Raw genomic sequence first — 26,592 nt, 5'->3', positions numbered from 1 at the left:
CAGCAGTGCGCCGGATGTCTTCGCTATCGGCATCAATAGACTGACCTTTAGTCTGTTCGTCCTGGCGATATTGCTGGCGATTTGCCAGTTCAGCGGCGTCCATAGAGATGATCAAGCAGACGATTTGCTGCAAGGGCAGCGTCCAGATTGGCTAGCTCGGGACGCTCCTGGCCGAGCAGCCGATCGAATACCGCCTGGGCCCCCTGGGGGACTCCGGGATCGATGCCTTCGCTCAGCAGTTGGCGGTTGCCCTGGGCATCGTGCAGCAACAGTTGCCCGGCGGAGAGTTCCAGGGTTCCCGAGCTGCCATCCAGGCGGATGGCCAGTCGCGGGCCGCGCAGGGTGGCGCTGGCGCGCAGGTGGATGGGCAGGGCCCCCGCGTACAGCAGGGCTTCGCCACCGTGATCCAGCGGCCAGCGGGGGTCGCGTTCCAGGCGGCAATGCTCCACCGTCAGCGGCTGGTCGGTGAGCCAAGCGCCGAAGTCGAGCAGATGCACGGCCAGATCGCCGAAGGCGCCGTAGCCCATGCGCGCCTCGTCCAGGTGCGCCGGCCACTCGCTCAGCCAACCCTTCAGCAGTCCCGGATGGCCCGCGGTCAATGATAGGTGGGTGAGTGTGCCGATGGCGCCGCCCCGGGCGAGCTGCCGCAGCTGCTGCAAGGCCGGGTCGGTGCGCAGATAGAAACCGCTGAAGAATGAGCGTCCGGCGAGTTGCTCGGCCAAGGCGCTGGCCCGCTCGGCCGAAACGGCCAGCGGCTTTTCCACGAACAGGTGACGGGCGCGGGGCAACAGGGCCGCCACTGCGGCTTCATGGTCGTCGATGGCGGTGGTGACGAAGGCCAGGTCCACCGCGGGCAGTTGCCTGAAGTCGTCCAGCACCGGCAGGCCATGGGGTGCGGCGAGACGTTGGGCGCGGGCTGGGTCGCGCTCGCTGGCCACTGCCACCACCCGTACCCGCGGATCGGCCAGGCTGGTGTCCAAGTAGTCCTGGGCGTGGATCTGTTCGCAACCGACGATGGCGACGCTGAGCATGACAAGGGGTCCTCTAACGGTGGCTGTACCGTTATGGACCCCTTGGCGGTCGTTAAGCTTCCACGATCAGGCCGGCTGGTAGGCCTTGCCGAAACGGTTGGCCAGGAAGGCGTCCATGTCCACCTGCTCCTGGGCGATGAAGCCGCGCTGCGGCAGCTTGCCTTCGCGGAACAGGTCCAGGGCGGTGCAGATACCGGCGGCGGTGGTGATCTGGATGGCGCTGGTCAGGCGGCCGTCGCGCTCGGCGGCGAAGATCTTGCGGCTGAACACCTCCTGCACCAGCTTGCCGTCACGCAAACCGCTGACGGTGACGAACACCAGCACCACGTCCTGCATGGTGGTGGGCACGGCGCCGCGCAGGATGCCCTTGAGCTGTTCCTGGTCACCCGCCAGGCGCAGGTCTTCCAGCAGGAACTTCATCAGGTCGCGGTGACCGGGATAGCGCACGGTCTTGTAGTCCAGGGTTTCCACCTGGCCCTGCAGGGTCTCGCAGAGGGTGCCCAGGCCGCCCGAGGTGTTGAAGGCCTCGTATTCCACGCCGTCCAGGGAGAAGTGCTCCAAGCCTTCCAGCGGCTGCACCAGTTGTAGCTCGCCGTTGCGCACCGCCTCGCAGGGGTGGCAGTACTCGTTGACCAGGCCGTCGACGCTCCAGGTCAGGTTGTACTTCAGGGCATTGGTGGGGAATTCCGGCAGGGCGCCGACGCGCATCTTCACTTCGCGCACGCTGTCGAAGCGCTTGGCCAGCGAATGGGCGGCGATGCCGATGAAGCCCGGCGCCAGGCCGCACTGGGGCATGAAGGCGTTGCTCGCGCCCTCGGCCAGCTGGCGAATGGTCTTGGTGGCCTTCACATCTTCGGTCAGGTCGAAGTAGTGGGTATTGGTGGCCTTGGCCGCCTGGCCCACGGGAATCGCCAGGTGATAGGGCAGGGCGTTGAGCACCACGTCCTGATCGTCCAGGGCGGCGGTCAGGGCGGCAGCGTCGGCGGTATCCAGGGTGCGGGTCCGTACACCCAGGGCCGCGATGGCGGCCAGGGCCCGTTCGTCACGATCCGCCACCGTCACCTGATAGTCGCCACTGGCATGCAGCAGTTGGGAAATGGTGTAGCCGATATGGCCGGCGCCGAGCAGGGTGACTTTCATGGCGGATCCTCCGTGGTTGAAGGCTCCAGCTTAAAAAGCGGCGCTGTCAAATGTGAGCGTCAGAGCGTCGAATCGTTGTTATTTATTGGTCGAATCGTCGAGTGTGCCGTCGTTTCGACGGAGCGTTTCGCTTTTGAGCCGAAACGTTGCCGCCACAGGCTTTGGATAGACCGTAGGTTGGGTTGAGACGGCTTCATCGTCGAAGCCCAACAGGGATGTTCAGCTTGGGCAGTGTTGGGCTTCGCTGCGCTCAACCCAACCTACGGCGTCCGGTAGGGGCGGTCGCTACGGCGCACCGGCATGGCCACGATCAGTGGTGTGTAGGGTCGGCACCCCGGCTAACCACCTCGGCTGCAATCACTACCTAACCCGGCACCACCCGCAGCAACTGGCCTTCCTCGCCATCGGTGAGCAGCCAGAGATTGCCATCCGGTCCGCTGCGTACATCGCGCAGTCGCTGGTCCAGCTCCTGGAACAACAGCTCCTGCTGGCCGGGCTTGCCGTCCACCAGCGGTATCCGTCGCACCGACTTTTCCCGCAGCGCGGCCACGAACAGGCTGCCCCGCCAGGCGGGAAAACCCGTGCCGTCGTACCAGGTCATGCCGGCTGGGGCGATGGAGGGCGTCCACTCCAGCAGCGGTGGAGTGATCCCCGGCAAGTCGCGGAAGGGTGTGATGCGTGCGCCGGTGTAGTCCACCCCGCCGGTAGTCAGCGGCCAGCCGTAGTTGGCGCCGGCGCGAATCAGATTCAGCTCGTCGCCGCCCTTGGAGCCATGCTCGTGCTCGTACAGCGCCTGGCGCTCGGCTACCCAGACCAGCCCCTGGGGATTGCGATGGCCGAGGCTGTAGATCTCCGGCAGGGCGCCAGGACGGTCGACGAAGGGATTGTCTGCTGGCACTCCGCCGTCGCGGGTCACCCGCACGATCTTGCCCAGATGGGTATCCAGTCGCTGGGCGTCGGTACGCTCCACATTGCCATCGCCCAGGGCGATGGCCAGGGTACCGTCGCCCAGCAGCGCCATGCGCGCTCCGAAGTGCTGGCCGAAGGGCTTGGCCGGTTGGCTGCTGAACAGCGTCTGGACGTCCTGCAGGCGCATGCCGTCCAACCGCGCGCGCACCACCTGCAGATGATTGGCCTCGCGCGTGCCTGACGCGTAGGAGAGATAGAGCAGCTGGTTGTTCGCAAAGTCCGGGTCAGGCAGCACTTCGAACAGGCCGGCCTGGCCTTCGGTGTACAGCTCGGGCAGCCCGGTCACAGCCGCCTCCTGCAGGCTGAGCCGGCCTTGAGCGTCGGGCACCAGCAGTCGCAGCCGTCCGGCGCCCTCGGTCAGCAGCGCCCGGCCATCGGGCAGGAAGGCCAGCGACCAGGGCCGCGCGAGCCCGGTCGCCACCGTCTCGATCCGGTAGGCCGGCGCTGCCATGGCCAGCGAGCCGCCAAGCAGAATCATTGGCAACACAAACCAGGCCCAGCGCCCGGAAGCTTTACGCAACGGCCGAGGTCTACCCCAGGCATCCGCTGTCGCTACCATCATTACCTCTCTTCGAGAACGTCCGCTCATGTCCAAACCGCTCTGGCGCGCCTTGCTCAGACCCCGCACGCTTCTGGCCTTCGCCGCCGCCCTGCTGCTGGCCACCGCCTGGGGCAGCCTGGTGCAGACCCAGTACAACCTGGCCGCGCTGCAGGGCCTGGGGCAGCGGATAGACGCCGCTACCCGTTGGCAGACCTCGTTGCAGGATCTGCTGGGTTTCGGACCCGTCTACGCCGCCATCGTGCTCGCCGCTTGGTTACCAGCCTTTGCCGCCGCCTTCTGGCTGGGGCGCGGCAGCGTTGCCTACCGGGCCTGCCTGCTGCCGCTGGCCACCAGCGTCAGCCTGATCGCCGCCATCCGCCTGATCGATGCCTTCGCCCCCATGCCGGTGCTCATCTACGCCACCCGCACCCTGGACGGCCTGCTGGCAATGGCCGTGGGCGGCCTGGTGGGCGGATTGCTGTTCATCTGGCTGGTCCGGCCCGCCGCTGACCGGGCAGGCGTCCTGCGCTAGGCGAAAGCCCCCTCAGGACGAGGTCAGCTTCATCAACACCAGCCCGCTGACAATTAGCGCGGCGGCCAGGATCCGCAGCGGACTCGCCGCCTCACCCAGCACCAGGATGCCCACCACGAAGGCACCCACAGCGCCGATGCCGGTCCAGATCGTATAGGCGGTGCCCAGCGGCAGGCTGCGCATGGAAATCGACAAGAGCGCCACACTCGCCACCATGGCGACCAGGGTGATCACCGTCGGGGTGAGGCGCGAGAAACCCGCGGACTGCTTCATAGAGAATGCCCAGACCACCTCGAGCAATCCCGCACACACCAGATAGAACCAAGCCACAAACGGCCTCCTATGACACCGGGCCGTCCCGGAACGTTGCCCACCGATCTTGGGGGTGTCCCCAGGGCTGGAAGAGAAGGGCGGCAAGACCTCACCGCCGGATCGGCGGCGCTATCCTAACGGTCGCGCCCGGGCCTTTCGACCCGTAGGGCTTGTCGCTCACCTAATGCGGCTTGCAAATCTGCTCGGCGATCCCATCGAACTCCCGATCGAAACTGGCCCGCTCCGCCGCGCTCAGGAAGCCCTGTTGCTTGACGAAGTCATCGCTCCGCTGCCGCACCTGGGCGATGCGCTCGCTGAACTGGTTCGCCTGCTGCTGACTGATCCGCCGAGCGATCCGCGCCGTGCTCACATCCGCCTGCAGCACATTGGCGCGCATGGAAATATGCGCCTGCAGCGGATCGGTGATCGACCCACCCAGCTCACCCGGCAAGGCGCGCTGCTGCGCCAGATCGCAACTGGGCAGACCGAGATCGTCTGGGCGACCCTGCTCCTTGGTGCAGGCACCCAGGGCGAGAGGCAATAGCAGCAGGGGAATCAGGGATTTCATCCAGAGCTCCTCGGGGCTTACCGTAGGTGAGACCTCTTGAGAGCCCGCAACAGGCGCTTGGTTCAGGCGCTAGGGCTCTGGCAAGCGCCTTTCGGCAAAGACTGACCCACGCTGGGCCTGGCCTGCTCGGGTGGCCGGTGGGAAGCGTAAGGCGGCGCCAACTCAGCCCAGTGATTCGTCGAAGTAGTCGCTGTCGAGCCGGGGCACCTTATAGAGCTGTGAGGTGACGCCGACCTCATGGTCGAGCATCAGGTCGACCAGGCGCTTACCATCGACCAGCACCAGTCCTTCGACCGAGCGCGCGAAGTCGACAGCCTGGGCGGTGAAGCCGGAGGTGGTGATGAAGACACCCCGCTTGGCCTTCTGCCCGGCCAGGGCGCCATAGAAGGCCTGCAGGTCAGGGCGGCCGACGGTTCCCTGCCAACGCTTGGCCTGCACATAGACCTTTTCCAGCCCCAGGGCATCCAGCGAGATCACCCCGTCGATGCCGCCATCGCCACTGCCACCCACCTGCTGCAGCGCCTGGCGATTCGCGCCGTAGCCCAGACGATGCAACACGTCGAGCACGATGTGCTCGAAGCGCGTTGGGCTCGCCTGCAGCAGGCTGTCCAGCAGATCGCCCGCCACGCTGGTGCGTAGCTCGAGGATGGCCTGGTTCAGGCGCTCCTGGGGACTGCTGGTGGCGAGGTCGGCCTGAACGAGCGGCGCGGGTGTGTCGTTGCCCTCATCCAGCGAGGCGGCATCTGGTGCCGGCTTGAGTTGCACGCTGATGAAATTCAACGCCAGATGTTCGACCTGCTCGTGGCTCAGCGGGGCTGGATTGGCCAGGGCAAAGACGCTGCCGCTGTCGGTCAACTGCCAATAGCCACGCTTGGCGCTGCTGGAATAGCCGGCGCGCTTGAGCCTATCGTGCGCCCACCCCGAGCGGTTCTTGTAGGTAGGCTGGCCACTGGCGATGGTCTCCTGCCGTTGCGCCTCACTGAGGCCCAACGCCTGGGCAGCCGCTTCGTGCGTCTCACCCGCTGTGGCGCCTTCCGGGTGGGCAGCGAGAAAACGCAGGATGGGCTCGATGAACTGGTCGTAGGTCGGCACGGACATGGTTCGTTTTCTTCCTAAAAAAGATTTAGCTCAGCTTGGCGGCTTGTCGACCACGCCTGGCCTTAGGTGCAGCGGCGCGTTGAGCCTTGATGCGTTCCAGCAACACGCTAGCCGGCTCGTCGTTCGGGTCCTGGGGCACCAGTTCGCCGCGGAAGGCTTTGGCTAGGATGCTCTGGGTCAGGCGGTCGATACGCGCCTGTGCGACCTTGAAAAAGAGTTCGACTTGGTCGGCGACGGAGAAAAGTTGCTCGACGCGGCGGACGATTTCGATTTGCTCTCTTTCGCTGGTCAGGGGGACAGGAAACCTTGAGATAACCCCGAGCTGGAGATCAGGAATCGCCGTGGTTTTTATGTTTCGAGTGGCCAGGTCCTGAATCAATTTACTCCTAAAAACAATTGCGACAAATTTCGAATTTATTAGGGGAGAGACCACAGCAACATTTTGAGACGAGCAACAAGCTATGTCTCTGTCCGCTCGCGCAACTGAGCCAATTGTTCCTGTTTTGCTAAATAAGATATCGCCTTGAAATATTTTGCATTTTTCGCGTTGCGATTTATGATCGGCAAAGCTAATCCTTTTTGCATTTTCATAGTCTATGACTCCGCTTTTTATTTCCTTCGCTGAAATAACCGGAGCACCGATTTCGACATATGAAGGTCTGACCGTGAGCCCATAGGTGACTCTGCTGCTGATTTCCGAAACGGAACAATACATCCATTTTTCTGGAAGTTCCGGAAATTCTTCATCAAGAAGATCATCTGGTTTTTTGTATTGAGATCTTCTTAGGCTGTTTACCTGCGTTTCTTGCCACAGCTGGAGACGTTTCGATCTTATGTTTTGAATATAACTATTCACGGACTCGGCGTCGTTTAGCGTCCGCCATTCCTCGGTCAACTTCCCGGAAACGGCGGCAGCGAGAACGGACTGGCGAAAGCGCTTGAGCAGCGCGGGGATGCCGTCGATGCGGACTTTCAGGGTATCAACCTGTGCCAGCAGTTCGTCGAGCTTGGCGGCGATGCGGGTTTGTTCGGCGGCGGGCGGCACCTTTACCGGGTAGCTCTCTACAAATTGCTTAGGCACGCGGCGTAGGCCGACTGCGCCAGTCATGTTTTCTGCGCCTTCGCGTAGGAAGTTGTGGCTCTTGACTAGAGCTAACAGGTATTTGCTCGAGACATCATCGCAGCTTGGGCGAAGCACGAAAAACTCGCTGCTTCCCGCGCCTATTCCGTTAGGCAATCCCTCGACATAGGCGGCCTTGCCGTTTTCAAAACAGGGCGTGACCTTGGCGAAAATCACATCGCCATTTTTGAAGTTTGTGTAAGCCTTCTTGATATCGCCCCAAGGACGCTCCTCAAAACGCAGCTTATCTAGAAAGTTGGTTGGCGCATGGGACATCGGTACGAAACCAGCAGTAGCTTCATCATCGAATGCTTGTTTGGGATTTAGGTCCGCCAAGTCACTGATACTTGCTTCAGCCCATCCTGTTGGTAGCTCATTCATTGCAAGCTCCTACTTCCAACCCCATCACCTCCGCCATCAACTGCTTCTGCGCCACCACTTCATCTCCCGCACCCAGCGCCTTCATCAGCTCTTCCAGCTCATGCAGCGCCTCGGTCAGTTCGGCCATGGCTTCACCCGCCAGCACTTCCGGGGCGGGAAGGTCAGCAGCGTCCAGACTGCTTTCGTCCTTGAGCCAACTGATATCCAGCGAATCACCCCGTTCGCGGATTTGCTCACGGGTAAAGCAGCGAAAGCGACTAGTCTCGCCGATGCCCTCGACGTTCTCGGCGCGTGGGCTGTTGCCATTGGGGTCCTCGCCATAAGCATCCACGAATGGCTTGAGGTAGGTGGGGCCGAAGGGGGTGCGCTTGCCGAAGCTGGGCATATTGCTGCGCAGGTCATAGATCCAGACGCGCTGGGTGCAGCGCTCTTCCTGGCGTGGGTTGTCGGCCGCGCCCTTCTGAAAGAACAGCACATTGGTCTTCACGCCTTGGGCATAGAAGATGCCGGTGGGTAGACGCAGGATGGTGTGCAGATTGCACTTGTCCATCAGGTCGCGGCGCACCTCGGTGCCCACGCCGGCCTCGAACAGCACGTTGTCCGGCAGTACCACGGCGGCGCGGCCGCCGGGCTTGAGGCCACGGTAGATATGCTGCAGGAAGGCCAGTTGCTTGTTGCTGGTGCGGTAGGTGAGGTCATCACGAGTCGGGCCGCCGCCGCCCTTGGCGGTGCCGAAGGGTGGGTTGGAGAGGATCACGTCCACCTTGGGCAGGCTGGCGCCGACCTGGCCAAGGGCGTTGCCCAGGTGCACCACGCCTTCCGCATCGCCTTCCATGCCATGCAGCAGGGTATTCATCAGCGCCAGGCGGCGGGTGCCGGGCACCAGTTCGACGCCGACGTAGGCCTGGGTGCGCTGAAAGCGGCGCGCCCTGTCATCGAGGTCGTAGAGGTCATCGGTGTGCTGCTTGATATAGGCATCGGCGGCGATGAGAAAGCCCGCGGTACCGGCGGCCGGGTCCTGGATGGTCTCGCCCGGTTGCGGCTTGAGGCAGCGGATGATGCTGTCGATCAACGGGCGCGGGGTGAAGTACTGGCCGGCGCCGGACTTGGTCTCGCTGGCGTTCTTTTCCAGCAGGCCTTCATAGAGGTCGCCAAGGCCGTCTTCGCGGGCGCTGAACCAGTCGATGCCGTCGAGGCTCTTGATCAGCTGCTCAAGGTGGCGCGGCTCCTTGAGGCGCGTCTGGGCATCGGCGTAGATGGCGGCGATCAGCGGGTCCGGGTTCTTGCCCAGGTCCAGCAGCAGCTGTCGGTAGTAGTCGAGCAGGTTGAGACCGGATTTGCCCGCCAGGTCCGGCCAGCGCGCGCCTGCGGGCAGCTTGTGGCCGAAGTTCTCGTCGTTCTGTACCTGCTCGTATTCCATCTTGATGAACAGCAGCAGCACCAGCTCGGTGACGTAATCGCTGTAGTTGATGCCGTCGTCACGCAGGACGTCGCAGAGATTCCACAATTTCTGGACGATGTCGGATTGGGTCATGGGGTACCTATGCTGAAAAATGGACAAGGCGCCGTAGAGTTCTGGCGAATCGTCATGGTTGTCTGGATTCAGTGGTCTTGGCTGCCTGGTTCAGCCTTTAGCGCGCGGCCGGCTGCGGTCAGGCGATAGCGCTGCTTGCTGCTGCTGGGTTTGTTCGGAATGGTCATCTCGACCAGGCCCAGTACCAGCAGGGGGGCCAGGACCTGCTCACGGAATTTGCTGCGGTTGCTGCGCCCGACGAAGGTCATCAACTCGGGCACGGCGTGGTCGCCGGTCATCCTCTGCAGCAGTATGGCTTGCTCTGGCTGCAAGGGCGGACGCGGCTCGGGTTGGATGCCAGCTGCTGATGACTCGGTCCCTACTGAGTCCCTACCTGGTCCCGACTTGGTCCCGACTTGGTCCCCACTTGGGCCCGAAAGAGTCCCTCTTTCCACGGGCCGCTTGATCACTACCTGGAACTGATTGCTCTGCCGGTCATCATGCAGCTCGATCTCCGGCCAGGCATCGATCGCACGCGGGATGCCGGTACCCAGGCCGCGATAGGGCAGGATATGCACGGCATGGGAGGTGAGTGTCGGATTGCGCCGGTTGGATAGGCCGAAGCGAATCTTCTCCGTATTGAGCACATCCGGCAGGTGCCCAGGGCTGATCAACTCGATGCGGTCGGCAAAGATCAGCAAGCGGATGGAGGCGCTAACGAAGTAGTCGCGGTGGATCAAGGCGTTGACCAGCAACTCCTCGAATACCTCTTCGGGTACTTCCAACTGGCCGAGGCTATTGAAGCCCTGCTGGCGCTGCACATGACGCAGGTTGCGCTTGATGAAGGCCAGGCTGCGGCGGTACTGCTCCTGCAGATTGCCGTCGATATCTTCGCTGTCGAGGTAGTGGCGGTCATGCAGCACCGTACCGGGAAAGGCCACGGCCTTGATGTCGAAGGCGGGGCACCAGCGCTGTGGTACTTGGCCGAACAGCAGCAAGCCTGCCAGATTGGGTGTGCCGTCACTGGCGAGGCCTAGGTTGTCCAGTATGCGGGCGGTGTCCAGGCCGGCCTGCTCGGGGCTTTGCCGAAAGCGGCGTTGAAAATACTCACCTAGCGCCTTGGTATCGATATCCGCCGGGCTGCTGCCTGCTACGGGCACCGCATCGGCGTATACCAGTCCAGCCTGCTGGAACAGGCGCTGGAGTTCTTCACGAGCCGTGACCCGCCGCTTGTCGGCACCACTCTTCACCCAGATATGCCCGTGGTTGTCGACATAAGGACGATTAAGCCCCTGTTCGACCGTCACGATCATGACCAGTCCATGGTCGGTCTGGAGGTTGCTGGATAAAGGGTTGATTGCCGGCTTGATGTGTTGCGAAGCCGCGTTGGACAGCAGCTGATTGAGCCGTGCCACGTCGGTGCCACTCAAACCGCTGATCGCACCGGAATCATCCACGCCAATCAGCAGATAGCCACCAGCCGTATTGGCGAACGCCACCAGTTCGGCAGTCAAAGCATCGATATTGCTGAAGTCACGCTTGAACTGGTGACGGCTGTCCTCACCCCGGGCAAGGATCTGCTTGAGTTCGGCAAGGGTCATGAAGCGTCTCTGGATAGCGCAGCGGATAGGGCCTGTGGCAGGAGGAGGGCGCATTGTCCGTCATGGCTGAGCGCTCTGACCAATCCACCATTCGGGATCTGTCTCATCCCGTTTGTACCCACAGGTTATCGTTCAAAGCTTCCAGCACCACGCTGAGGTTGCCACCGAGCAGCCTATCCAGCCGCGTGCTGCCGCCGTCGTTTCTGAAGGCTTCGCCAATCTGTTTTTCATCGATGACGACCTCGTGCACCAGTTGCTTGGCTAGGCGATCCAGCCATTTGCGCTGAACCGGCGTCCAGGGTTGCAGGGCGTAGATCGCTTCCATGGCCTTGGCTACGCGCTGCTCGAAGGGTCGCAGCGCTTCACCGAGGGCGGCTTGACGGATGAAGCCGACGATACTGGCCGCGATTTCCTGATTAGTCTGGTTGCGCCAGGCGCTTTGCAGGTTCGCCTCGCTGTAGTCGTGCGCGTCGAGTAGCAGGCGCACTTCACGCAACTGTTCGCGGGTCAGGTCTTGCGGGCGGTTGACTACCACACCGAGCGCCACCGACTGGTTCAACTGGTTCTTGATGAAGTCATTGAAGCTTTCCAGATAGTCGGCAGGCTTCTGGTATTTGCCATAGTTCTGCTCGCGGACCATGAGCGCGTCCGTGTGGGTGGAGATCACCGGGTAGTTCTCTGATCCGAGCAGCGCGTTGACCGTGGCCAACTGTTGGAGCAATTGGGCATGTTGCTGAATGAATTGTGCAGCCTGTTGCGGACCGAGCTGATGCAGATGCTGGTGGAGCTTGTCCGGGGCAACCCCCCAGGCGTCTTCTAGTTCGGCAAGCTTGTTTTTGAGGACTGGCTTGGTCTCAGCCTTGTGGCTGGCCTTGCGTAGGATGCGCATGACCCTCTGGCTGAGCTGGTCCAGTACATCGTGGGCATGGCTGGTGTCTGGCTGGTTACCAGGAGCCTCGAGGCTGGCCGGGTTGATCAGCTCGCTGACCAACTGGTCAAGGCTGATGTTCGGGTCTTTCACCAGGGGCTTCATGGTGTCTACGGGGGCGAGGGCGGCGTACAGCTCGACCGGGTCGTAGATCTTGAAGACCGTCTTGCCGATTTCATCGCAGCGACGCGTTGCGCGGCCCTTCATCTGTTCATAAAGGATGCGCGAACGTACCCGGCGCATGAACACCAGATGGCAGATACTTGGCACGTCGATGCCGGTGGTCAAGAGGTCGACCGTGATGGCAATGCTCGGGTAGCGTTCGTTCTTGTACTGGCGGATCAGTTGTTCGACCTTGTCACTCTGCCCGGTGATGATCTGCACGGCGGACTGGTTGTAAGCCTCGCCGTGGACGTCCTTGAAGGCTGCATCGAGCAGATTCTTTACCCGTTCGGCATGAGCCTGGTTGACGCAGAAAATCATCGCCTTTTCGTCTCCCGACGGGTCGAGCTCCTGAGCCAGTTGTTCACAGATGACTTGGTCGAAACCTGGCGTGATCACACGGCGGTTGAAGGACTCGATCTCGAAATCGAGTTCGTCCTCGAGCTCGGCGACATCCACTTCACCGGTACTGGTATCGATGACGCTGACGCTCTCGCCCTTGGCGAAATGGATACCGCTCTGGCTGAGTTGGGTCTGGTAGCGGATCGGCGGTTCGTGATCAATCAGCCAGTCGTCGGCCACGGCCTCGCGGTAGCTATAGGTGAAAATCGGCGCGCCGAAGACTTCACTGGTGTGCTTGGCGGGCGTCGCGGTGAGCCCGATGCGACAGGCGTCGAAGTAGTCGAGCACGCGACGATATTGCGATAGGTACTGATTGAAGTCGCGCATCGCCAGTTCGCCTTCGGTCATTTCCTGATCGAGGGTGTAACCACGATGGGCTTCGTCGACGATGATGCAGTCGAAGGCATCGATGGGCGGTGGGGTGTCCGATTGGAAGATGCGCCTGACCATGGCTTGCACGGTGGCAACTTGGACCCGTGTTGCAGCCTCGGCGGCCATGTCGCCCAGTTCCTTGACGTCGTAGATCTGCGCCAACGTTTGGTTTTGCTCCAACGTCGCTTCGTTGAAAGCCTCTATGGCTTGTTGGCCAAGAGCGCTGCGGTCGACCAAAAAGAGGATGCGGTGGAAACGCTCGGCTTTCAGCAGGCGGTACATCAATCCGATTATGGTGCGGGTCTTGCCGGTACCAGTCGCCATTGCCAGTAGGCATTGGCGACGGCCGTCGGCCAGTGCCTGCTCGACGGCCTTGATGGCGTTTTCCTGATAATTGCGTAGCTTCAGGTAGGCGAAGCCCTCCTGCTGAAGCTTGGCTTCCGCCTCGTCACGGCTACGTTTGAGCAGGTCGAGCAGACCACTAGGGGTATGGAAGTCCTGTAGCGGCCGGCGTAGGTTGGCTGGGGTACGCAGGTCGCGGAACCAGATGCCCGACAGCTCGGCGAGCTGTTTGATGAAGGGGCGGCCATTGCAGGCGAAGGCGAACGGGACCTTGAAGTAGCCGCCCTGGCCATCCGCCCAGCCAAGGCCTTGCCCGACCGATTGCAGATCACCGGTAATGATTAGCTGACGCGAATAGCGCTCGGCCTGGGGGATGCGGTTAGCGATGTTGATGCGCTTGCGCTTGGCCTCGACGATAGCCACCGGGGTGAGACCGGCGAACAGCACGTAATCGGCATCTTCGTTAGGCTTGCAGGTAGGCCATTCGGCGATGGCTTTGTTCTTGCCTTTCTCGGGTCGAGCACCCTTGCCGTAGGTCAGGTCGAGCGAATCGGCTTCCCAGCCGGCATCGTTCAATTGTTGATCGATGAGGATGCGGGTGAGGTCTTCGTTGAGGTCGAACTGGCTGGTCGCCTGCTGAATTCTGCGGGTGACCTGTTGCGCCGCTTGCGGCTGGTTTTCGAGCTGCTGCTGCAGTGCTTTGAGTCGAATCTCGAAATCGGCTCGCGCCTTGGCCAGTTCCTCTTCGCGCTCCTGAGCAAGTTGCTCGTAAACACGAGCGTCCTCGTTCATTTTCTCGGCGAGACTGGCTTGCTCTGCCTTTTCTTGCGTCAGTAGCTCGGCTAGCTGGTTGTTGCTCTCCAACTGCTGGCGACTTTCGCTCAGCTCAGTACGAAGTCTTTCGATCTGCCCCTGCAGATCACGCAACGGCTCACTCGGATCGACCGGCGTGATGAAAGGCCCTGGCTTGAACGTACTGCCGCCGTTGCCGAACGACTGGTGGTACCAGATTGCCAAGGCGCGGCCGACCCTCAGTCCATCCAATGCCTCGCGATGCTGGGTGCGGAATCCGTGGGTAGCCTTGTTACCTTCCACGCGCAGCGTGTGGAAAAGATTACGGATGTTGCCATCGAGCTGAATTTCACGGCTCAGGCGATATAGCAGGTCAGCTTGAGTAGTGATGCTATCGAGCTCGATACCCGCTCTCACCGCGAGGTCTTGGGCCAGGGCTTCGCCCAACTGGCGCAGTTTGATCAGCGTCGTGTTGGGGTCACTGGCAAATACGCGCTCGGCGGCATTGGCAAGTTGGAAAAAGACCGGGTCGTGCTCCTTGAAAAAAGCGAAGTTACTGCTCTCTGCCATGCTCCATCCCTTGAATTCTTCAGCGGCAATGCGGAAGTAACGGCGTTGCAGATGCATGATGCCAGACACAATGGATGATGTATTTGGCTAGCCACGCTCAACCTTTGAACGTCGAATAGCTTAGTACTGGATAGGGGAAAGCTCGACGGCGCTTCGATAAATGGAAGTCTTGGGACATTCCAGAAACAACAAAGCCCGCTCGATGGCGGGCTTTGGCGGCGTTCACGCGACTGCAACAGTGGTGAACGGGAGATGGCGCACTCGGCGGGATTCGAACCCACGACCCCTGCCTTCGGAGGGCAGTACTCTATCCAGCTGAGCTACGAGTGCAGCGATTCGGTGACGCTGAATCGGTCGCCATCATACTCACCTTGCATCGGACCGTCCATGCCCGGATGCACGATGTTGTTGATTTTGAACGACTGTTTCGTCGGGTGTGGCAAGGGCTGCATAAAGAGAAGAAAGGCTGTTGAGAAAACCTCCCAATCGCTCTTGCACAGGGGTTCAGGATTCTCCTAGGATGCGTTCAATATTTCGAACGCCCGCGTCGGTGCGGATGTTTCAGCAGCGGGCACTGAATGCTGGCCATGCCAGCGTTGCCAAGCCTGACCTTATCGCAGGCGCAGGGGTGTCATGCCCTTGCTTCCGGCCCTTTCAGCCAAGGAGACCGTAATGCAGCTCAAAGATGCTTCCCTGTTTCGCCAGCAAGCCTATGTCGACGGTGCCTGGATCGACGCCGACAGCGGCGCCACCGTCAGCGTGGACAACCCCGCCACCGGCGAGACCCTGGGCACCATTCCCAAGCTCGGCCGCGCCGAGACCAAGCGCGCCATCGACGCCGCCAACCGCGCCCTGCCGGCCTGGCGGGCCCTGACCGCCAAGGAGCGTTCGGCCAAGCTGCGTCGCTGGTACGAACTGCTGATCGAGAACCAGGACGACCTGGGCCGCCTGATGACCCTGGAGCAGGGCAAGCCGCTGGCCGAAGCCAAGGGCGAGATCGCCTATGCCGCCTCCTTCATCGAGTGGTTCGCCGAGGAAGCCAAGCGCATCTACGGCGACACCATCCCCGGCCACCAGGCTGACAAGCGCATCCTGGTGATCAAGCAGCCCATCGGCGTCACCGCTGCCATCACGCCGTGGAACTTCCCCACCGCGATGATCACCCGTAAAGCTGGCCCGGCCCTGGCCGCCGGTTGCACCATGGTCATCAAGCCCGCCAGCCAGACCCCGTACTCGGCGCTGGCCCTGGCCGAGCTGGCCGAGCGCGCCGGCATTCCCAAGGGCGTGCTGAGCGTGGTCACCGGCTCCGCCACCGAGATCGGTGCCGAGCTGACCGAGAGCCCCATCGTGCGCAAGATTTCCTTCACCGGCTCCACCGAGATCGGTGCCAAGCTGATGGAACAGAGCGCACCGACCATCAAGAAGCTGTCGCTGGAGCTGGGTGGCAACGCCCCCTTCATCGTCTTCGACGACGCCGACCTGGACAAGGCCGTGGAAGGCGCCATCGCCTCCAAGTACCGCAACGCCGGCCAGACCTGCGTCTGCGTCAATCGCCTCTACATCCAGGACGGTGTCTACGAGGCCTTCGCCGAGAAATTCAAAGCTGCCGTGGCCAAGCTCAAGGTCGGTAACGGCCTGGAAGAGGGCGTGACCATCGGCCCGCTGATCGACGCCAAGGCCGCCGCCAAGGTCCAGGAGCACATCGACGACGCCGTGAGCCAGGGCGCCAAGGTCATCGCCGGTGGCAAGGCCCACGCCAATGGCGGCAGCTATTTCGAACCGACCATCCTCGCCGATGTGCCCAAGAGCGCCAAGGTGTCCAAGGAAGAGACCTTCGGCCCGCTGGCGCCGCTGTTTCGCTTCAAGGACGAGGCCGAGGTCATCGAGCTGGCCAACGACACCGAGTTCGGCCTGGCCTCTTACTTCTATGCCCGCGACCTGTCCCGCGTGTTCCGCGTGGCCGAGGCGCTGGAGTACGGCATGGTCGGCATCAACACCGGCCTGATCTCCAACGAGGTCGCCCCCTTCGGTGGCGTCAAGGCCTCGGGCCTGGGCCGCGAAGGCTCCAAGTACGGCATCGAGGACTACCTGGAGATCAAGTACCTCTGCCTGGGCATCTGACCCGACGCCGGCTGGTCTGTCGGGCTTCGCTGCGCTCAACCCAACCTACGATCAAGGTAGGTTGGGTTGAGACGGCTCCACCGTCGAAGCCCAACAGCGCTCCAGCCTGACCCACAGATTTTCCCGGCGCGGACGCCGGGCCGTTGGCAGTCGATCATCGTATGCTGCCCGGAATCCGGTCCGCGCTTTTTCCGTAGCCGGCCGCACGATGAGCGGCCATCGAGGACTGCAATGAGCCACACCAATGATTCCCTGATGCACCGCCGCAGCGCCGCCGTCGCCCGTGGCGTCGGCCAGACCCACCCGATCTTCGTCGCCCGCGCGGAGAACGCCAAGGTCTGGGACGTCGAGGGCAACGAGTTCCTGGACTTCGCCGGCGGTATCGCCGTGCTCAACACCGGCCATCTGCATCCGCGCGTGGTGGCGGCCGTGCAGGAGCAACTGACCAAGGTCTCCCACACCTGCTTCCAGGTGCTGGCCTACGAGCCCTACGTCGAAGTCTGCGAAAAGCTCAACGAACTGGTGCCGGGCAACTTCCCGAAGAAGACCGCACTGTTCAATTCCGGCTCCGAAGCGGTGGAGAACGCCGTCAAGATTGCCCGCGCCGCCACCCAGCGCGCCGGCGTCATCGCCTTCTCCAGCGCCTACCACGGTCGCACCATGATGACCCTGTCGCTCACCGGCAAGGTCGCGCCCTATTCGGCCGGCATGGGCCTGATGCCCGGCGGCGTCTATCGCGCGCTGTACCCCTGCGAGCTGCACGGCATCAGCGTCGATGACGCCATCGCCAGCGTCGAGCGCATCTTCAAGAACGATGCCGCACCCGGCGACGTGGCTGCCATCATCCTCGAGCCGGTGCAGGGCGAGGGTGGCTTCTATGCGGCGCCCAAGGACTTCATGCAGCGCCTGCGCAAGCTCTGCGACACCCACGGCATCTTGCTGATCGCTGATGAAGTCCAGTCCGGCGCCGGTCGCACCGGGACCTTCTTCGCCATGGAGCAGATGGGCGTCGACGCCGACCTGGTGACCTTCGCCAAGTCCATCGCCGGTGGTTTCCCGCTGTCGGGCGTGACCGGTCGCGCCACGGTGATGGACGCCGTCGCTCCAGGTGGCCTGGGCGGCACCTATGCCGGTAGCCCCATCGCCTGTGCCGCCGCCCTGGCGGTGATCGAGACCTTCGAGCAGGAGAACCTGCTGGACAGATCCAAGGCCGTGGGCGAACGCCTCACCGCCGGCCTGCGTGAGCTGGCGACCAAGCACCCGCAGATCTGCGAGGTGCGTGGCCTGGGCGCCATGATCGCTATGGAGCTGGGCAAGGGCGGCGACGTCGAACAGCCCGATGCCGAGCTGACCAGCCAGATCGTCGTCCGCGCGCGCCAGAAGGGCCTGATCCTGCTCAGCTGTGGCAGCTACGGCAACGTGCTGCGCATTCTGGTGCCGCTGACCGCCAGCGACGAAGAGCTGGATCGTGGCTTGGCCATTATCGGCGAGTGTTTCGCTGAATTGGGCTGAGTGCTAGCCGGCCGCCCTCGAAAGAGGGCGGTTCGGTTGTGACGGGCTTGGCAGAAAGCCCAGGTTTGACGCATCATCCGCCGCTTCGCTTACCTTGAGCAGGAGTGGGTTGGGATGCCGCCCCTGATACTGATCGTCGATGCCAATCCCTGGACCCGTGACCTGCTCAAGTCACTTGTCCTCGCCGTGCGCGCCGATGCCTTGGTTCACGAATATGGCCACGGCTACCAGGCGCTCGCCGAACTGGATCGTCGCAAGAGATGCGCCCTGGTCATCGTCGAGGGTCCCGCCGATTGCGATGGACTCGACCTTCTACGCCGCATCCGCCAGCGCGGTGTCCAGCCCCTGCAGCCGGTCATCCTGTTGTCCGATCAAGCCGATGCCGCCTATGTACGCGCCGCCCTGCGCCTGGCGCCCACCGCCTACCTGGTGAAACCCTACGCCGCCGAAGAGGTGTTGCGCCGGTTGCGCAGCCTGTTGCCGCCCGCGGGCGAGGACACCCATGCCGGCCAGGCCGAGTCGATGGGGACGCTGGACGACTATCTGCAGCGAATGGCTGCGGAGATCGACGCCGTACCGTTGTTCGCCGACCTGCCCAGTATCATCCAGCGCTGCCGTGATAGCGCGAGTTGCAGCCTGGGCGAGCTGGAAACGGAATTCGGTCAGGACCCGCTGGTCACCGCGACCCTGATCGCCGCCGCCAATAGCGCCTCCCAGCGCGTGGGGCAATCCTGCCAGACACTCAGCCAGGCCCTGCCACGCCTGGGGGTTGGCTTTACCCTCAATCTGGTCCTGGGCCTGAGCCTCAGGCGAGCGACGCGGCTCGGTCATCCGTTGCTGTCCGGACGCGCCGAGGGCTACCTGCACGTTGCCCAGCGCGCAGCCGACTGTGCTCGGCTACTGGCGCTCCGTTATGTCCGCGAAGACGCCGAACGCTGCTACACCGGAGGCCTGCTGCATCGCCTTGGCGAGTTGGCCGTGCTGCAGGGGTTGCAGCGCTGGAGCGATGGTGGCGGCCTCGTCGATGAGGCGGCGGTGGAACGTGCCCTGGCGCGCTACAGCCTGGAGTTTTCCACCGAGTTGCAGCGGCATTGGCGCCTGCCGCTGGAGTTACGCGAGCTGGTGGCCGCGGTGCACAGCCTGCACGGGGTGCTGCCCAAGCCCTCGCTGATCCTGCACCTGGCCGCCCACGCCGCGAGCCTGACCGCAGACGAGGAAATCGAGGCCCTCATCGAGCACAAGGCCGGGCGCATGCTCGGCCTGGAGCCGCCGGTGTGGAAGCTGGCCGTCAGCCAGCTCAAGCTGTCCTCGGCGGTCTGAAGAGCTGCCGACCTTTCAAGGCAAAGCCTAGCGCGCCGTATCGGGTCGATAGCCCAGCCGTAGCCCGCCCCAGTGCCGACCGTTCACCATGATCGGCACCGAAAGGTCGTGCATCACCTCGCCGGTATCCCTCATGTAGGTCTGCAGCAATAGCCGCCGCTGGTGGCTGCCGCAACGCTTGCCGGTGCGATCGCCAAAGATGCGCTTGCTGCGGCTGCGTGCCGTATCCACCGTCAGATCGCCGGTGAGGGCGTGGGAGAAGGCCTGGTTGTGGGTGGGCACGTAGCCCTCGGGAGTACAGGCGATGACGAACACCAGGCCCGGATGCTGTGCCAGCAGGGGCTCCTGGATTGCCGGCAGCACGCCATCGGTGTAGCTGTCGAAGCGCGTACGGTACTTGGGCGGCTGGCTGCCGGGAACGGCTTGGTATTGGCGGTCGAACAGGGCGTCCTGGGTGATGCGTCCGGCCGCCAGGTCGTCCTCGAAGCGCTGGCCGATGGCATCCGCGCCCTGGCGCGCCAGTTCGAAGATGCGTTGGTGATAACTGTCCAGGCCGACTTCGGCCAGGCGCTCACTGGTGGCTTCGGCCATGTCCACCAGTTCGTCGGCGGCACTGCTCAGGCGGCTGGTCTGGCGCTCGCTGTCGGCCAGATCGCTATGTACCTGGTCCACCGCCTGGGCCAGGCTTTCCAATTGGGCGAGATTGGCCGAGGTGCCTTGGGCGATATCCTCGGCCTGGCGCTCGGCGGTCTGCGCCAGGCGCGCGATCTCCTGCAGCCCTTCGCCCGTCTGTTCTACCTGGCGGACACCGTCCTCCAGAGCATTGGCGAGTTGCTGGATCTGGCTGACCACCGCGCCGGTCTGCTGGCTGATGTCAGCGACGATCAATCCCACCTCGCCGGTGGCTTGAGACGTCCGCGCCGCCAGGCCGCGAACCTCATCGGCCACCACGGCGAAACCGCGACCGTGCTCGCCGGCGCGTGCCGCCTCGATGGCGGCGTTGAGTGCCAGCAGGTTGGTCTGGCTGGCGATGGCCTGGATGACTTCGGTGACCTGCTGGATCTTGTCGGTACGGGCGCTGAGGCCGGCGATCAATTCCCGACTTTCGCGGGCGTGATCGCCCAGGGCCTGGATGGCGCGGATCGCCGAACTCAGGGCCGCCTGGCCGACCTCGCTGCGCTCGTGCACCTGCCGCACCACGTCCAGGGCCTGGCGCGCGCTGCTGGCACTGTCCTGCTCGGTGTGGGTGAGGGACGCGGCGCTGGTGGAAATCTGAGCGGCGGCACTGGCCTGGGACTGTACCTTGGCCGCCAGTTGTTGCGCCGCATAGGCGACACCCGCGATGGCCACGGCATTGCGCGCCGTGCTGCGGGAAAGATCGCGGGTGAGTTCCTCTCCGGTCTCGGCGGGCGCGGGAGGCGGGGAGTTGGGGCGCAGCAGCAGCCAGGGCCAGAGCGCGGCGAGCAGGGTCAGCCCCATGCCGACTGCCATTGGTAGGGCGAATACCTGCCAGAGCAGCAGCGCGCCAGCGAGCGCTACCAAGTGAAACGACAGCACGGCTAGCCAGCGCTTGGGCATGCGACCTCCTTGTTTTTGTGCTCGGGTCGACGCCGAAACCGTGACGGATTTCGACGTTGCGATCATGGAGCCAGTTTTCCAGAGGTTGCAATGATTGTCTGATGATATCGGCTACGACTTTCGTCGCAGCCGACCATAGGTGCGGCTCAGGGAGTGCGCGGCAGGAAGTGCAGCGGCGTGCCCCGTTGCAGTCCGATCAGCGCCGGATGATCCTTGACCAGCTCCACCTCGATCATCTCAGCCTGCTCCGGCACCCGCAGGGTAACCCGGGTGATGGCTCCCAGCGGGCGGATATCGCGCACCTCGGCGGCGTGATAGCCGGGCCGCGCCTCGCGCTCCAGTTCCACCTCGTGGGGCCGGAACAGCACCTCCTGCTCGCCCAGTGCCAGGCGATTGGAGTCGCCGAGGAAGTGATAGACGAAGTCGCTCGCCGGTTGCTCGTAGACCTCGCCGGGCGTGCCGACCTGCTCGATCTGCCCCTTGTTCATCACCACGATGCGATCCGCCACCTCCATGGCTTCCTCCTGGTCGTGGGTGACGAATACCGAGGTCAGATGGATCTCGTCGTGCAGCCTGGCCAGCCAGCGGCGCAGCTCCTTGCGCACCTTGGCGTCCAGGGCGCCGAAGGGCTCGTCGAGCAGCAGGATCTTGGGTTCCACCGCCAGGGCGCGGGCCAGGGCGATGCGCTGGCGCTGACCGCCGGAGAGTTGCTCCGGATAGCGATCGGCCAGCCAGTCGAGCTGCACCATGTTCAGCAGCTCATGCACCTTGCTGGCGATCTGCGCCTCGCTCGGGCGCTCGCGGCGCGGCTTCATGCGCAGGCCGAAGGCGACGTTGTCGAACACCGTCATGTGGCGGAACAGCGCGTAGTGCTGGAAGACGAAACCGACGTTGCGATCACGCACGTCGCGGCCGGAGACGTCCTCGCCATAGAAGCCGATGTTGCCGGCGTCCGGCGATTCCAGACCGGCGATGATGCGCAGCAGGGTGGTCTTGCCGCAGCCGGACGGGCCGAGCAGGGCGACCAGCTCGCCGCTCTCGATGTGCAGGTTGATGTCCTTGAGCGCCTGGAAGGCGCCGAAACGCTTGTTGATACCCTGGATCTCGATGCTCATGGCGCCTTATTCCTCATCACGGTGCTGGAGTTCGCGGCTCAGGTGGCTTTCGCTCCACTGCCGCAGCAGCAGGATCACCAGGGCCATCATCAGCAGCAGGATCGCCACGCTGAAGGCGGCGACGATGTTGTATTCGTTGTAGAGAATCTCGATGTGCAGCGGCAGGGTGTTGGTCAGGCCGCGGATGTGCCCGGAAACCACCGATACCGCGCCGAACTCACCCATGGCCCGCGCGGTGCACAGCACCACCCCATAGATCAGTGCCCACTTCACGTTGGGCAGAGTCACGTGCCAGAACAGCTGCCAGCCACTGGCGCCCAGCAGACGGGCGGCCTCTTCCTCCTGGGTGCCCTGTTCCTGCATCAGCGGGATCAGCTCGCGGGCCACATAGGGGAAGGTGACGAAGATCGTCGCCAGGACGATGCCGGGCACGGCGAAGACGATCTGCACGTTGACGCTCTGCAGGTAAGGGCCCAGCAGCCCCTGGGCGCCGAACAGCAGCACGTAGATGAGGCCGGCGATGACTGGCGAGACCGAGAAGGGCAGGTCGATCAGGGTGATCAGCAGGCTCTTGCCGGTGAACTCGAACTTGGTCACGCACCAGGCCGCCGCCAGGCCGAACACCAGGTTCAGCGGCACCGAGATGGCGGTGGCGAGCAGCGTCAGCTTCAGCGCCGAAATCGCATCCGGCTCGCTGATGGCTGTCCAGAAGACGCCCAGGCCCTCGGCCAGGCCCTGGGTCAGCACCATGTACAGCGGCAGGACCAGGATCAGCAGGAAGATCAGCCAGGCGCTGGCGATCAGGGCGATGGCCACCGGCGTGCGCTGCGCTCGGGCCCGCGCATCGGCTTTGGTCGAACTCGTGAGGCTCATGCGAACGTCCTTAGATGTTGGGCTGGATGCGGCGCTGCAGGAGGTTGATCAGCAGCAGCATGACGAAGGACACCAGCAGCATGAACACCCCGATGCCAGTGGCACCGGTGTAGTCGTACTGGTCCAGCTTGGAGACGATGAGCAGCGGCAGGATTTCGGTCTTGAAGGGGATGTTGCCGGCGATGAACACCACCGAGCCGTACTCGCCCACGCCGCGGGCGAAGGCCAGGGCGAAGCCGGTCAGCCAGGCCGGCAGCAGGGTTGGCACCAGCACGTAGCGGAACACCTGCCAAGGCCGGGCACCCAGGCAGGTGGCGGCTTCCTCGATTTCCTTGGGGATGTCCGCCAGCACCGGCTGCAGGGTGCGCACCACGAAGGGCAGGGTGACGAAGATCAGCGCCAGGGTGATGCCGATGGGGGTGTAGGCGATCTTGAAGGGAAACAGCGAGCCGATCAGTCCATTGGGGGCATAGAGCGCCGTCAGGGCGATACCGGCCACTGCGGTGGGCAGCGCGAAGGGCAGATCGACCATGGCGTCGATCAACTTGCGTCCTGGGAACTCGTAGCGCACCAGCACCCAGGCCAGCAGGGTGCCCAGGATGCCATTGATGAAGGCTGCCAGCAGGGCGGTCCCAAAGGACAGCTGCAGGGCGGCCAGTACCTGGCGTCCGGTGATCAGCGACCAGAACTGCCCGAAGGTCAGTTGGCTGGCATGGAGGAACATGGCGCCCAGCGGGATCAAGACGATCAGCGCCAGGTAGCTCAGGGTGAATCCCAGGGTCAACCCGAAGCCGGGTATGACCGGGGAGAGGCGGCGAGACATGAGACGTCCTTCTGCAAGGCGCCCCGGCGATGCATTCGCCAGGGCGCAGAGGGGGGAACGATACCTGTTCCGGGCCGGTCAGCGTGAGCCGTCCCGGCTAGAGCCTTACTTGTTGATCTCGGTGAAGATCTTGTCGAACACGCCGCCGTCGGCGAAGTACTTCGGCTGAGCCGACTTCCAGCCACCGAATTCCTGTTCGATGGTCACCAGCTTCACTGGCTTGAACTGGTCCTTGAATTCCGCGGCTACCTTGGGATCGCGGGGACGATAGAAGTTCTGCGCGGCGATCCGCTGCCCTTCGGGGCTATAGAGGTACTCCAGGTAAGCCTTGGCCTGCTTGAGGGTGCCTTTGCGTTCGACCACCTTGTCCACCCAGGCCACCGGCGGCTCGGCGAGGATAGACAGGGACGGGGTGACGATTTCCAGCTGGTCACCACCTTCTTCCTTGAGGGCGAGATAGGCCTCGTTCTCCCAGGCGATCAGCACATCACCGAGCTGGCGCTGCACGAAGCTGATGGTGGCGCCGCGGGCGCCGGTGTCCAGTACCGGGGCGTGGCGATAGAGTTCGGTGACGAACTTGAGTGCCTCGGCATCGCTGCCGTACTTGGCCTTGGCGTAGGCCCAGGCGGCAAGGAAATTCCAGCGGGCACCGCCGGAGGTCTTGGGATTGGGCGTGATGACCTGGACATCCTTCTTCACCAGGTCGTCCCAGTCCTTGATGTGCTTGGGGTTACCCTTGCGCACCAGGAAAACGATGGTCGAGGTATAGGGCGTGCTGTTGTCCGGAAGGCGCTGCTGCCAGTTCGGGTCGATCAGTTGCCCGTGGGTATTCAAGGCGTCGATGTCACCGGACAGCGCCAGGGTCACCACGTCAGCCTGCAGGCCATCGATCACCGAGCGCGCCTGCTTGCCGGAGCCACCATGGGAATTCTTGATCGTCAGGTCTTCGCCGGTTTCTGCTTTCCAATGCTTGATGAAGGCCGCGTTGTACTGCTGGTAGAGCTCGCGAGTGGGGTCGTAGGACACGTTGAGCAATTCGACGGCATGAACCTGACCTGCGAAGAGGGCACCGGCCAGAGCAGCCAGGGCGAAACGGCGAATAGACATGGAAGCGCTCCTTGAAGTGAGAAATCCGGACACCGTCTGGCGGGCGTCTTGCCCGCTCGTCCGCTGACCTCGTGAACTCAATGCTTATTTGAATTGCCGGTCTGGGGCCGGAATTTTTCCTTGCGCTCGATCTGTACCACCTGGCCGTTGTGCACGGTGATCTCGATCGCGCCGAACCTGAGGCCACGTAAGGCCTGCTGAATATCGCGGAGCAGTGCGGTTTCGTCCTGGTTTTCCAGGCTGCGGAACGGAACGGAGCTCATGGGCGGGCGTCCTCAGGTGAGGTGGTTGGAGGAAAGATGGCGCCATCATAGGAGGGAGGTTGTTATTTCTTAAAATTGCTAATAATGCTTTGTTTATTCGCTTATAGAATTAGCTGTCTGTGAAGGACATGCCGTGTAGCAAAAGGTGGGGGTGGATTTCTCCTCTACCCCGGCAATAATGCGCGAACGCCTGTTCACTGAACTTTTCGTGGCAGCTGCACTACCCATCTCGCGCGAGGTCCTCTGCGTCCATGAGCTATAACGGCCTGCTCGACCTGACGGTCTGGCAATTGGTGGTGGTCACCCTGGTACTGACTCACCTGACCATCGTCAGCGTCACCGTCTACCTACATCGCTACTCCGCGCACCGGTCGCTGGAGTTGCATCCCGCCCTCAAGCACGCTTTCCGCTTCTGGCTGTGGCTGACCACCGCCATGAACACCCGTGAGTGGACCGCTATCCACCGCAAGCACCACGCTAAGTGTGAAACCGAAGACGATCCCCATAGCCCGGTGCACAAGGGGCTGAGCACCGTGATGCGCAAGGGCGCCGAGCTGTACAAGGCCGAGGCGAGCAACGCCGAGACCCTGCGCATCTACGGCAAGAACTGCCCGGACGACTGGGTCGAGCGCAATCTCTATTCCCGTCACCGCAACCTCGGCGTCGGTCTGATGCTGCTGATCGACCTGGCCCTGTTCGGCGCGCTGGGCCTGACGGTCTGGGCGGTACAGATGATCTGGATTCCGTTCTGGGCCGCCGGGGTGGTCAATGGCCTGGGCCATGCCCTGGGCTATCGCAACTTCGAGTGCCGCGACGCCGCGACCAACCTGGTGCCCTGGGGCATCCTCATCGGTGGCGAAGAGCTGCACAACAACCATCACACCTATCCCAACTCGGCCAAGCTGTCGGTCAAGCGTTGGGAGTTCGACATGGGCTGGGCCTGGATCAAGCTGTTCACCTGGCTGCGTCTGGCCAAGGTCAATCGCATCGCGCCCATCGCCCATCGCGTCGAAGGCAAGGGCCAGCTGGACATGGATACCGCCATGGCCATCCTCAACAACCGCTTCCAGATCATGGCGCAATACCGCAAACAGGTGATCGGACCGCTGCTGCGTCAGGAGCGGGTGAGTGCCACCCCTTCCCAGCGCCCGCTGTTCCGTCGCGCTCGTAGCCTGCTGGCACGTGAGACCAGCCTGCTCAAGACCCGGCACAAGGTACGGATCGACGAATTGCTCGAGCACAGCCAGACGCTGAAGCTGATCTACGAGAAGCGCCTGGCGCTGCAGCAGATCTGGGCGCGGACCAGTGCCAACGGGCACGACATGCTGGCCGCGACCCGGCAGTGGATCGGCGAGGCCGAGGCCAGTGGCATCCAGTCCCTGCGTGAGTTCGCCGAACAGTTGAAGACCTACTCCCTGCGGCCCGCCGGTACCGCTTGAGAAGGGTTTCACAAAAGCCCACCGAGCCGGTGGGCTACCCCTAGTACGGATTGAACCTGGCTGGTCC

21 protein-coding genes and 1 tRNA gene are annotated in these 26,592 nt (G+C 63.1%); 5 read left to right on the top strand and 17 right to left on the bottom strand.

Annotated elements, in window-relative coordinates; translation table 11 throughout:
• Window positions 1-89: 89 nt before the first annotated feature.
• From CCZ28_RS11885 to CCZ28_RS11875, 3 genes are all read right to left on the bottom strand, one after another.
• Window positions 90-1,031, bottom strand: a complete 942-nt coding sequence (locus CCZ28_RS11885) for a Gfo/Idh/MocA family protein (protein ID WP_140218253.1) — start codon at window positions 1,029-1,031, stop codon at window positions 90-92.
• A gap of 66 nt (window positions 1,032-1,097) precedes the next feature.
• Entirely contained in the window at window positions 1,098-2,171 is a 1,074-nt protein-coding gene (locus tag CCZ28_RS11880) for a saccharopine dehydrogenase family protein (protein ID WP_140218251.1), read from the bottom strand.
• Between the two features lie 364 nt (window positions 2,172-2,535).
• Window positions 2,536-3,618, bottom strand: a complete 1,083-nt coding sequence (locus tag CCZ28_RS11875) for a PQQ-dependent sugar dehydrogenase (RefSeq protein ID WP_167509233.1) — start codon at window positions 3,616-3,618, stop codon at window positions 2,536-2,538.
• Window positions 3,619-3,727: 109 nt separating this feature from the next.
• Between CCZ28_RS11875 and CCZ28_RS11870 the strand changes: the two genes are divergently transcribed.
• Window positions 3,728-4,213, top strand: coding sequence for a hypothetical protein (locus tag CCZ28_RS11870; RefSeq protein ID WP_140218249.1), 486 nt, complete (start codon window positions 3,728-3,730; stop codon window positions 4,211-4,213).
• Between the two features lie 12 nt (window positions 4,214-4,225).
• On the opposite strand, the gene sugE is transcribed toward CCZ28_RS11870, so the two are convergent.
• The 8 genes from sugE to CCZ28_RS11830 all read right to left on the bottom strand — a co-directional run bounded on the left by sugE (window position 4,226) and on the right by CCZ28_RS11830 (window position 14,704).
• Window positions 4,226-4,543 carry a quaternary ammonium compound efflux SMR transporter SugE gene (gene sugE / locus CCZ28_RS11865; RefSeq protein ID WP_140218247.1) on the bottom strand — a complete coding sequence of 106 codons (318 nt, stop codon included), beginning with the start codon at window positions 4,541-4,543 and terminating at the stop codon, window positions 4,226-4,228.
• A gap of 163 nt (window positions 4,544-4,706) precedes the next feature.
• Window positions 4,707-5,093 carry a hypothetical protein gene (locus tag CCZ28_RS11860; RefSeq protein WP_140218245.1) on the bottom strand — a complete coding sequence of 129 codons (387 nt, stop codon included), beginning with the start codon at window positions 5,091-5,093 and terminating at the stop codon, window positions 4,707-4,709.
• A 162-nt stretch (window positions 5,094-5,255) separates the two neighbouring features.
• Window positions 5,256-6,191: a restriction endonuclease gene (locus CCZ28_RS11855; protein WP_140218243.1), complete on the bottom strand. Its 936-nt coding sequence runs from the start codon at window positions 6,189-6,191 to the stop codon at window positions 5,256-5,258.
• Window positions 6,192-6,216: 25 nt separating this feature from the next.
• On the bottom strand, window positions 6,217-7,692 hold the full coding sequence (locus tag CCZ28_RS11850; RefSeq protein WP_140218241.1) for a restriction endonuclease subunit S: 1,476 nt from the start codon (window positions 7,690-7,692) through the stop codon (window positions 6,217-6,219).
• Window positions 7,685-9,226, bottom strand: coding sequence for an HsdM family class I SAM-dependent methyltransferase (locus tag CCZ28_RS11845; RefSeq protein ID WP_140218239.1), 1,542 nt, complete (start codon window positions 9,224-9,226; stop codon window positions 7,685-7,687). The genes CCZ28_RS11850 and CCZ28_RS11845 overlap by 8 nt, the downstream gene beginning before the upstream one ends.
• A 68-nt stretch (window positions 9,227-9,294) precedes the next feature.
• On the bottom strand, window positions 9,295-10,806 hold the full coding sequence (locus CCZ28_RS11840; RefSeq protein ID WP_140218237.1) for an RNA-binding domain-containing protein: 1,512 nt from the start codon (window positions 10,804-10,806) through the stop codon (window positions 9,295-9,297).
• A gap of 103 nt (window positions 10,807-10,909) precedes the next feature.
• Complete coding sequence (gene hsdR, locus CCZ28_RS11835) at window positions 10,910-14,374, bottom strand: type I restriction-modification system endonuclease (RefSeq protein WP_140221332.1); 3,465 nt, start codon at window positions 14,372-14,374, stop codon at window positions 10,910-10,912.
• 253 nt (window positions 14,375-14,627) lie between these two features.
• A tRNA-Arg gene (locus CCZ28_RS11830) sits at window positions 14,628-14,704 on the bottom strand.
• A gap of 342 nt (window positions 14,705-15,046) precedes the next feature.
• Between CCZ28_RS11830 and gabD the strand changes: the two genes are divergently transcribed.
• The 3 genes from gabD to CCZ28_RS11815 all read left to right on the top strand — a co-directional run bounded on the left by gabD (window position 15,047) and on the right by CCZ28_RS11815 (window position 19,327).
• Window positions 15,047-16,495, top strand: a complete 1,449-nt coding sequence (gene gabD / locus CCZ28_RS11825; RefSeq protein ID WP_140218235.1) for an NADP-dependent succinate-semialdehyde dehydrogenase — start codon at window positions 15,047-15,049, stop codon at window positions 16,493-16,495.
• 231 nt (window positions 16,496-16,726) lie between these two features.
• On the top strand, window positions 16,727-18,007 hold the full coding sequence (gene gabT, locus CCZ28_RS11820) for a 4-aminobutyrate--2-oxoglutarate transaminase (protein ID WP_140218233.1): 1,281 nt from the start codon (window positions 16,727-16,729) through the stop codon (window positions 18,005-18,007).
• Window positions 18,008-18,121: 114 nt separating this feature from the next.
• Window positions 18,122-19,327 carry an HDOD domain-containing protein gene (locus CCZ28_RS11815; protein WP_140218231.1) on the top strand — a complete coding sequence of 402 codons (1,206 nt, stop codon included), beginning with the start codon at window positions 18,122-18,124 and terminating at the stop codon, window positions 19,325-19,327.
• 27 nt (window positions 19,328-19,354) lie between these two features.
• Here CCZ28_RS11815 and CCZ28_RS11810 read toward each other — a convergent pair whose 3' ends face one another.
• The 6 genes from CCZ28_RS11810 to oscA all read right to left on the bottom strand — a co-directional run bounded on the left by CCZ28_RS11810 (window position 19,355) and on the right by oscA (window position 25,086).
• Window positions 19,355-20,806, bottom strand: coding sequence for a methyl-accepting chemotaxis protein (locus tag CCZ28_RS11810; RefSeq protein WP_240795288.1), 1,452 nt, complete (start codon window positions 20,804-20,806; stop codon window positions 19,355-19,357).
• Between the two features lie 245 nt (window positions 20,807-21,051).
• A complete protein-coding gene (locus tag CCZ28_RS11805; RefSeq protein ID WP_140218227.1) occupies window positions 21,052-22,020 on the bottom strand; it encodes a sulfate/molybdate ABC transporter ATP-binding protein in 969 nt (322 codons plus the stop codon).
• A gap of 6 nt (window positions 22,021-22,026) precedes the next feature.
• Window positions 22,027-22,893 carry a sulfate ABC transporter permease subunit CysW gene (gene cysW / locus CCZ28_RS11800; protein ID WP_140218225.1) on the bottom strand — a complete coding sequence of 289 codons (867 nt, stop codon included), beginning with the start codon at window positions 22,891-22,893 and terminating at the stop codon, window positions 22,027-22,029.
• 10 nt (window positions 22,894-22,903) lie between these two features.
• Entirely contained in the window at window positions 22,904-23,716 is an 813-nt protein-coding gene (gene cysT, locus CCZ28_RS11795) for a sulfate ABC transporter permease subunit CysT (protein WP_140218223.1), read from the bottom strand.
• A gap of 105 nt (window positions 23,717-23,821) precedes the next feature.
• Window positions 23,822-24,823 carry a sulfate ABC transporter substrate-binding protein gene (locus CCZ28_RS11790; RefSeq protein WP_140218221.1) on the bottom strand — a complete coding sequence of 334 codons (1,002 nt, stop codon included), beginning with the start codon at window positions 24,821-24,823 and terminating at the stop codon, window positions 23,822-23,824.
• A gap of 77 nt (window positions 24,824-24,900) precedes the next feature.
• The gene (gene oscA, locus CCZ28_RS11785; protein ID WP_058785345.1) at window positions 24,901-25,086 is read right to left on the bottom strand and encodes a sulfur starvation response protein OscA; all 186 of its coding nucleotides are present in this window, start codon (window positions 25,084-25,086) and stop codon (window positions 24,901-24,903) included.
• 251 nt (window positions 25,087-25,337) lie between these two features.
• Here oscA and desA point away from each other — a divergent pair, with 251 nt between their 5' ends.
• Window positions 25,338-26,525, top strand: a complete 1,188-nt coding sequence (gene desA, locus CCZ28_RS11780; RefSeq protein ID WP_140218219.1) for a delta-9 fatty acid desaturase DesA — start codon at window positions 25,338-25,340, stop codon at window positions 26,523-26,525.
• Window positions 26,526-26,592: the final 67 nt, after the last annotated feature.

The sequence above is a fragment of the Pseudomonas oryzihabitans genome (assembly GCF_006384975.1).
In the GTDB taxonomy this organism is placed as follows: domain Bacteria; phylum Pseudomonadota; class Gammaproteobacteria; order Pseudomonadales; family Pseudomonadaceae; genus Chryseomonas; species Chryseomonas psychrotolerans_B.
This window is presented reverse-complemented; position numbering and strand designations above follow the sequence as displayed.

Excerpts from the sequence above, each read along its gene's own strand:
- CCZ28_RS11860 (WP_140218245.1), bottom strand. The coding sequence starts at position 5,093 with ATGAAATCCCTGATTCCCCTGCTGCTATTGCCTCTCGCCCTGGGTGCC.
- CCZ28_RS11845 (WP_140218239.1), bottom strand. The coding sequence starts at position 9,226 with ATGACCCAATCCGACATCGTCCAGAAATTGTGGAATCTCTGCGACGTC.
- CCZ28_RS11805 (WP_140218227.1), bottom strand. The coding sequence starts at position 22,020 with ATGAGCATCGAGATCCAGGGTATCAACAAGCGTTTCGGCGCCTTCCAG.
- oscA (WP_058785345.1), bottom strand. The coding sequence starts at position 25,086 with ATGAGCTCCGTTCCGTTCCGCAGCCTGGAAAACCAGGACGAAACCGCA.
- hsdR (WP_140221332.1), bottom strand. The coding sequence starts at position 14,374 with ATGGCAGAGAGCAGTAACTTCGCTTTTTTCAAGGAGCACGACCCGGTC.
- CCZ28_RS11870 (WP_140218249.1), top strand. The coding sequence starts at position 3,728 with ATGTCCAAACCGCTCTGGCGCGCCTTGCTCAGACCCCGCACGCTTCTG.
- CCZ28_RS11790 (WP_140218221.1), bottom strand. The coding sequence starts at position 24,823 with ATGTCTATTCGCCGTTTCGCCCTGGCTGCTCTGGCCGGTGCCCTCTTC.
- CCZ28_RS11840 (WP_140218237.1), bottom strand. The coding sequence starts at position 10,806 with ATGACCCTTGCCGAACTCAAGCAGATCCTTGCCCGGGGTGAGGACAGC.
- cysT (WP_140218223.1), bottom strand. The coding sequence starts at position 23,716 with ATGTCTCGCCGCCTCTCCCCGGTCATACCCGGCTTCGGGTTGACCCTG.
- CCZ28_RS11810 (WP_240795288.1), bottom strand. The coding sequence starts at position 20,806 with ATGGGGCTGACCCTGCTCGCCGCGCTCTGGCCCTGGCTGCTGCTGCGC.
- CCZ28_RS11855 (WP_140218243.1), bottom strand. The coding sequence starts at position 6,191 with ATGTCCGTGCCGACCTACGACCAGTTCATCGAGCCCATCCTGCGTTTT.
- desA (WP_140218219.1), top strand. The coding sequence starts at position 25,338 with ATGAGCTATAACGGCCTGCTCGACCTGACGGTCTGGCAATTGGTGGTG.
- CCZ28_RS11815 (WP_140218231.1), top strand. The coding sequence starts at position 18,122 with ATGCCGCCCCTGATACTGATCGTCGATGCCAATCCCTGGACCCGTGAC.
- gabT (WP_140218233.1), top strand. The coding sequence starts at position 16,727 with ATGAGCCACACCAATGATTCCCTGATGCACCGCCGCAGCGCCGCCGTC.
- CCZ28_RS11875 (WP_167509233.1), bottom strand. The coding sequence starts at position 3,618 with ATGATTCTGCTTGGCGGCTCGCTGGCCATGGCAGCGCCGGCCTACCGG.
- CCZ28_RS11885 (WP_140218253.1), bottom strand. The coding sequence starts at position 1,031 with ATGCTCAGCGTCGCCATCGTCGGTTGCGAACAGATCCACGCCCAGGAC.
- CCZ28_RS11850 (WP_140218241.1), bottom strand. The coding sequence starts at position 7,692 with ATGAATGAGCTACCAACAGGATGGGCTGAAGCAAGTATCAGTGACTTG.
- gabD (WP_140218235.1), top strand. The coding sequence starts at position 15,047 with ATGCAGCTCAAAGATGCTTCCCTGTTTCGCCAGCAAGCCTATGTCGAC.
- cysW (WP_140218225.1), bottom strand. The coding sequence starts at position 22,893 with ATGAGCCTCACGAGTTCGACCAAAGCCGATGCGCGGGCCCGAGCGCAG.
- CCZ28_RS11880 (WP_140218251.1), bottom strand. The coding sequence starts at position 2,171 with ATGAAAGTCACCCTGCTCGGCGCCGGCCATATCGGCTACACCATTTCC.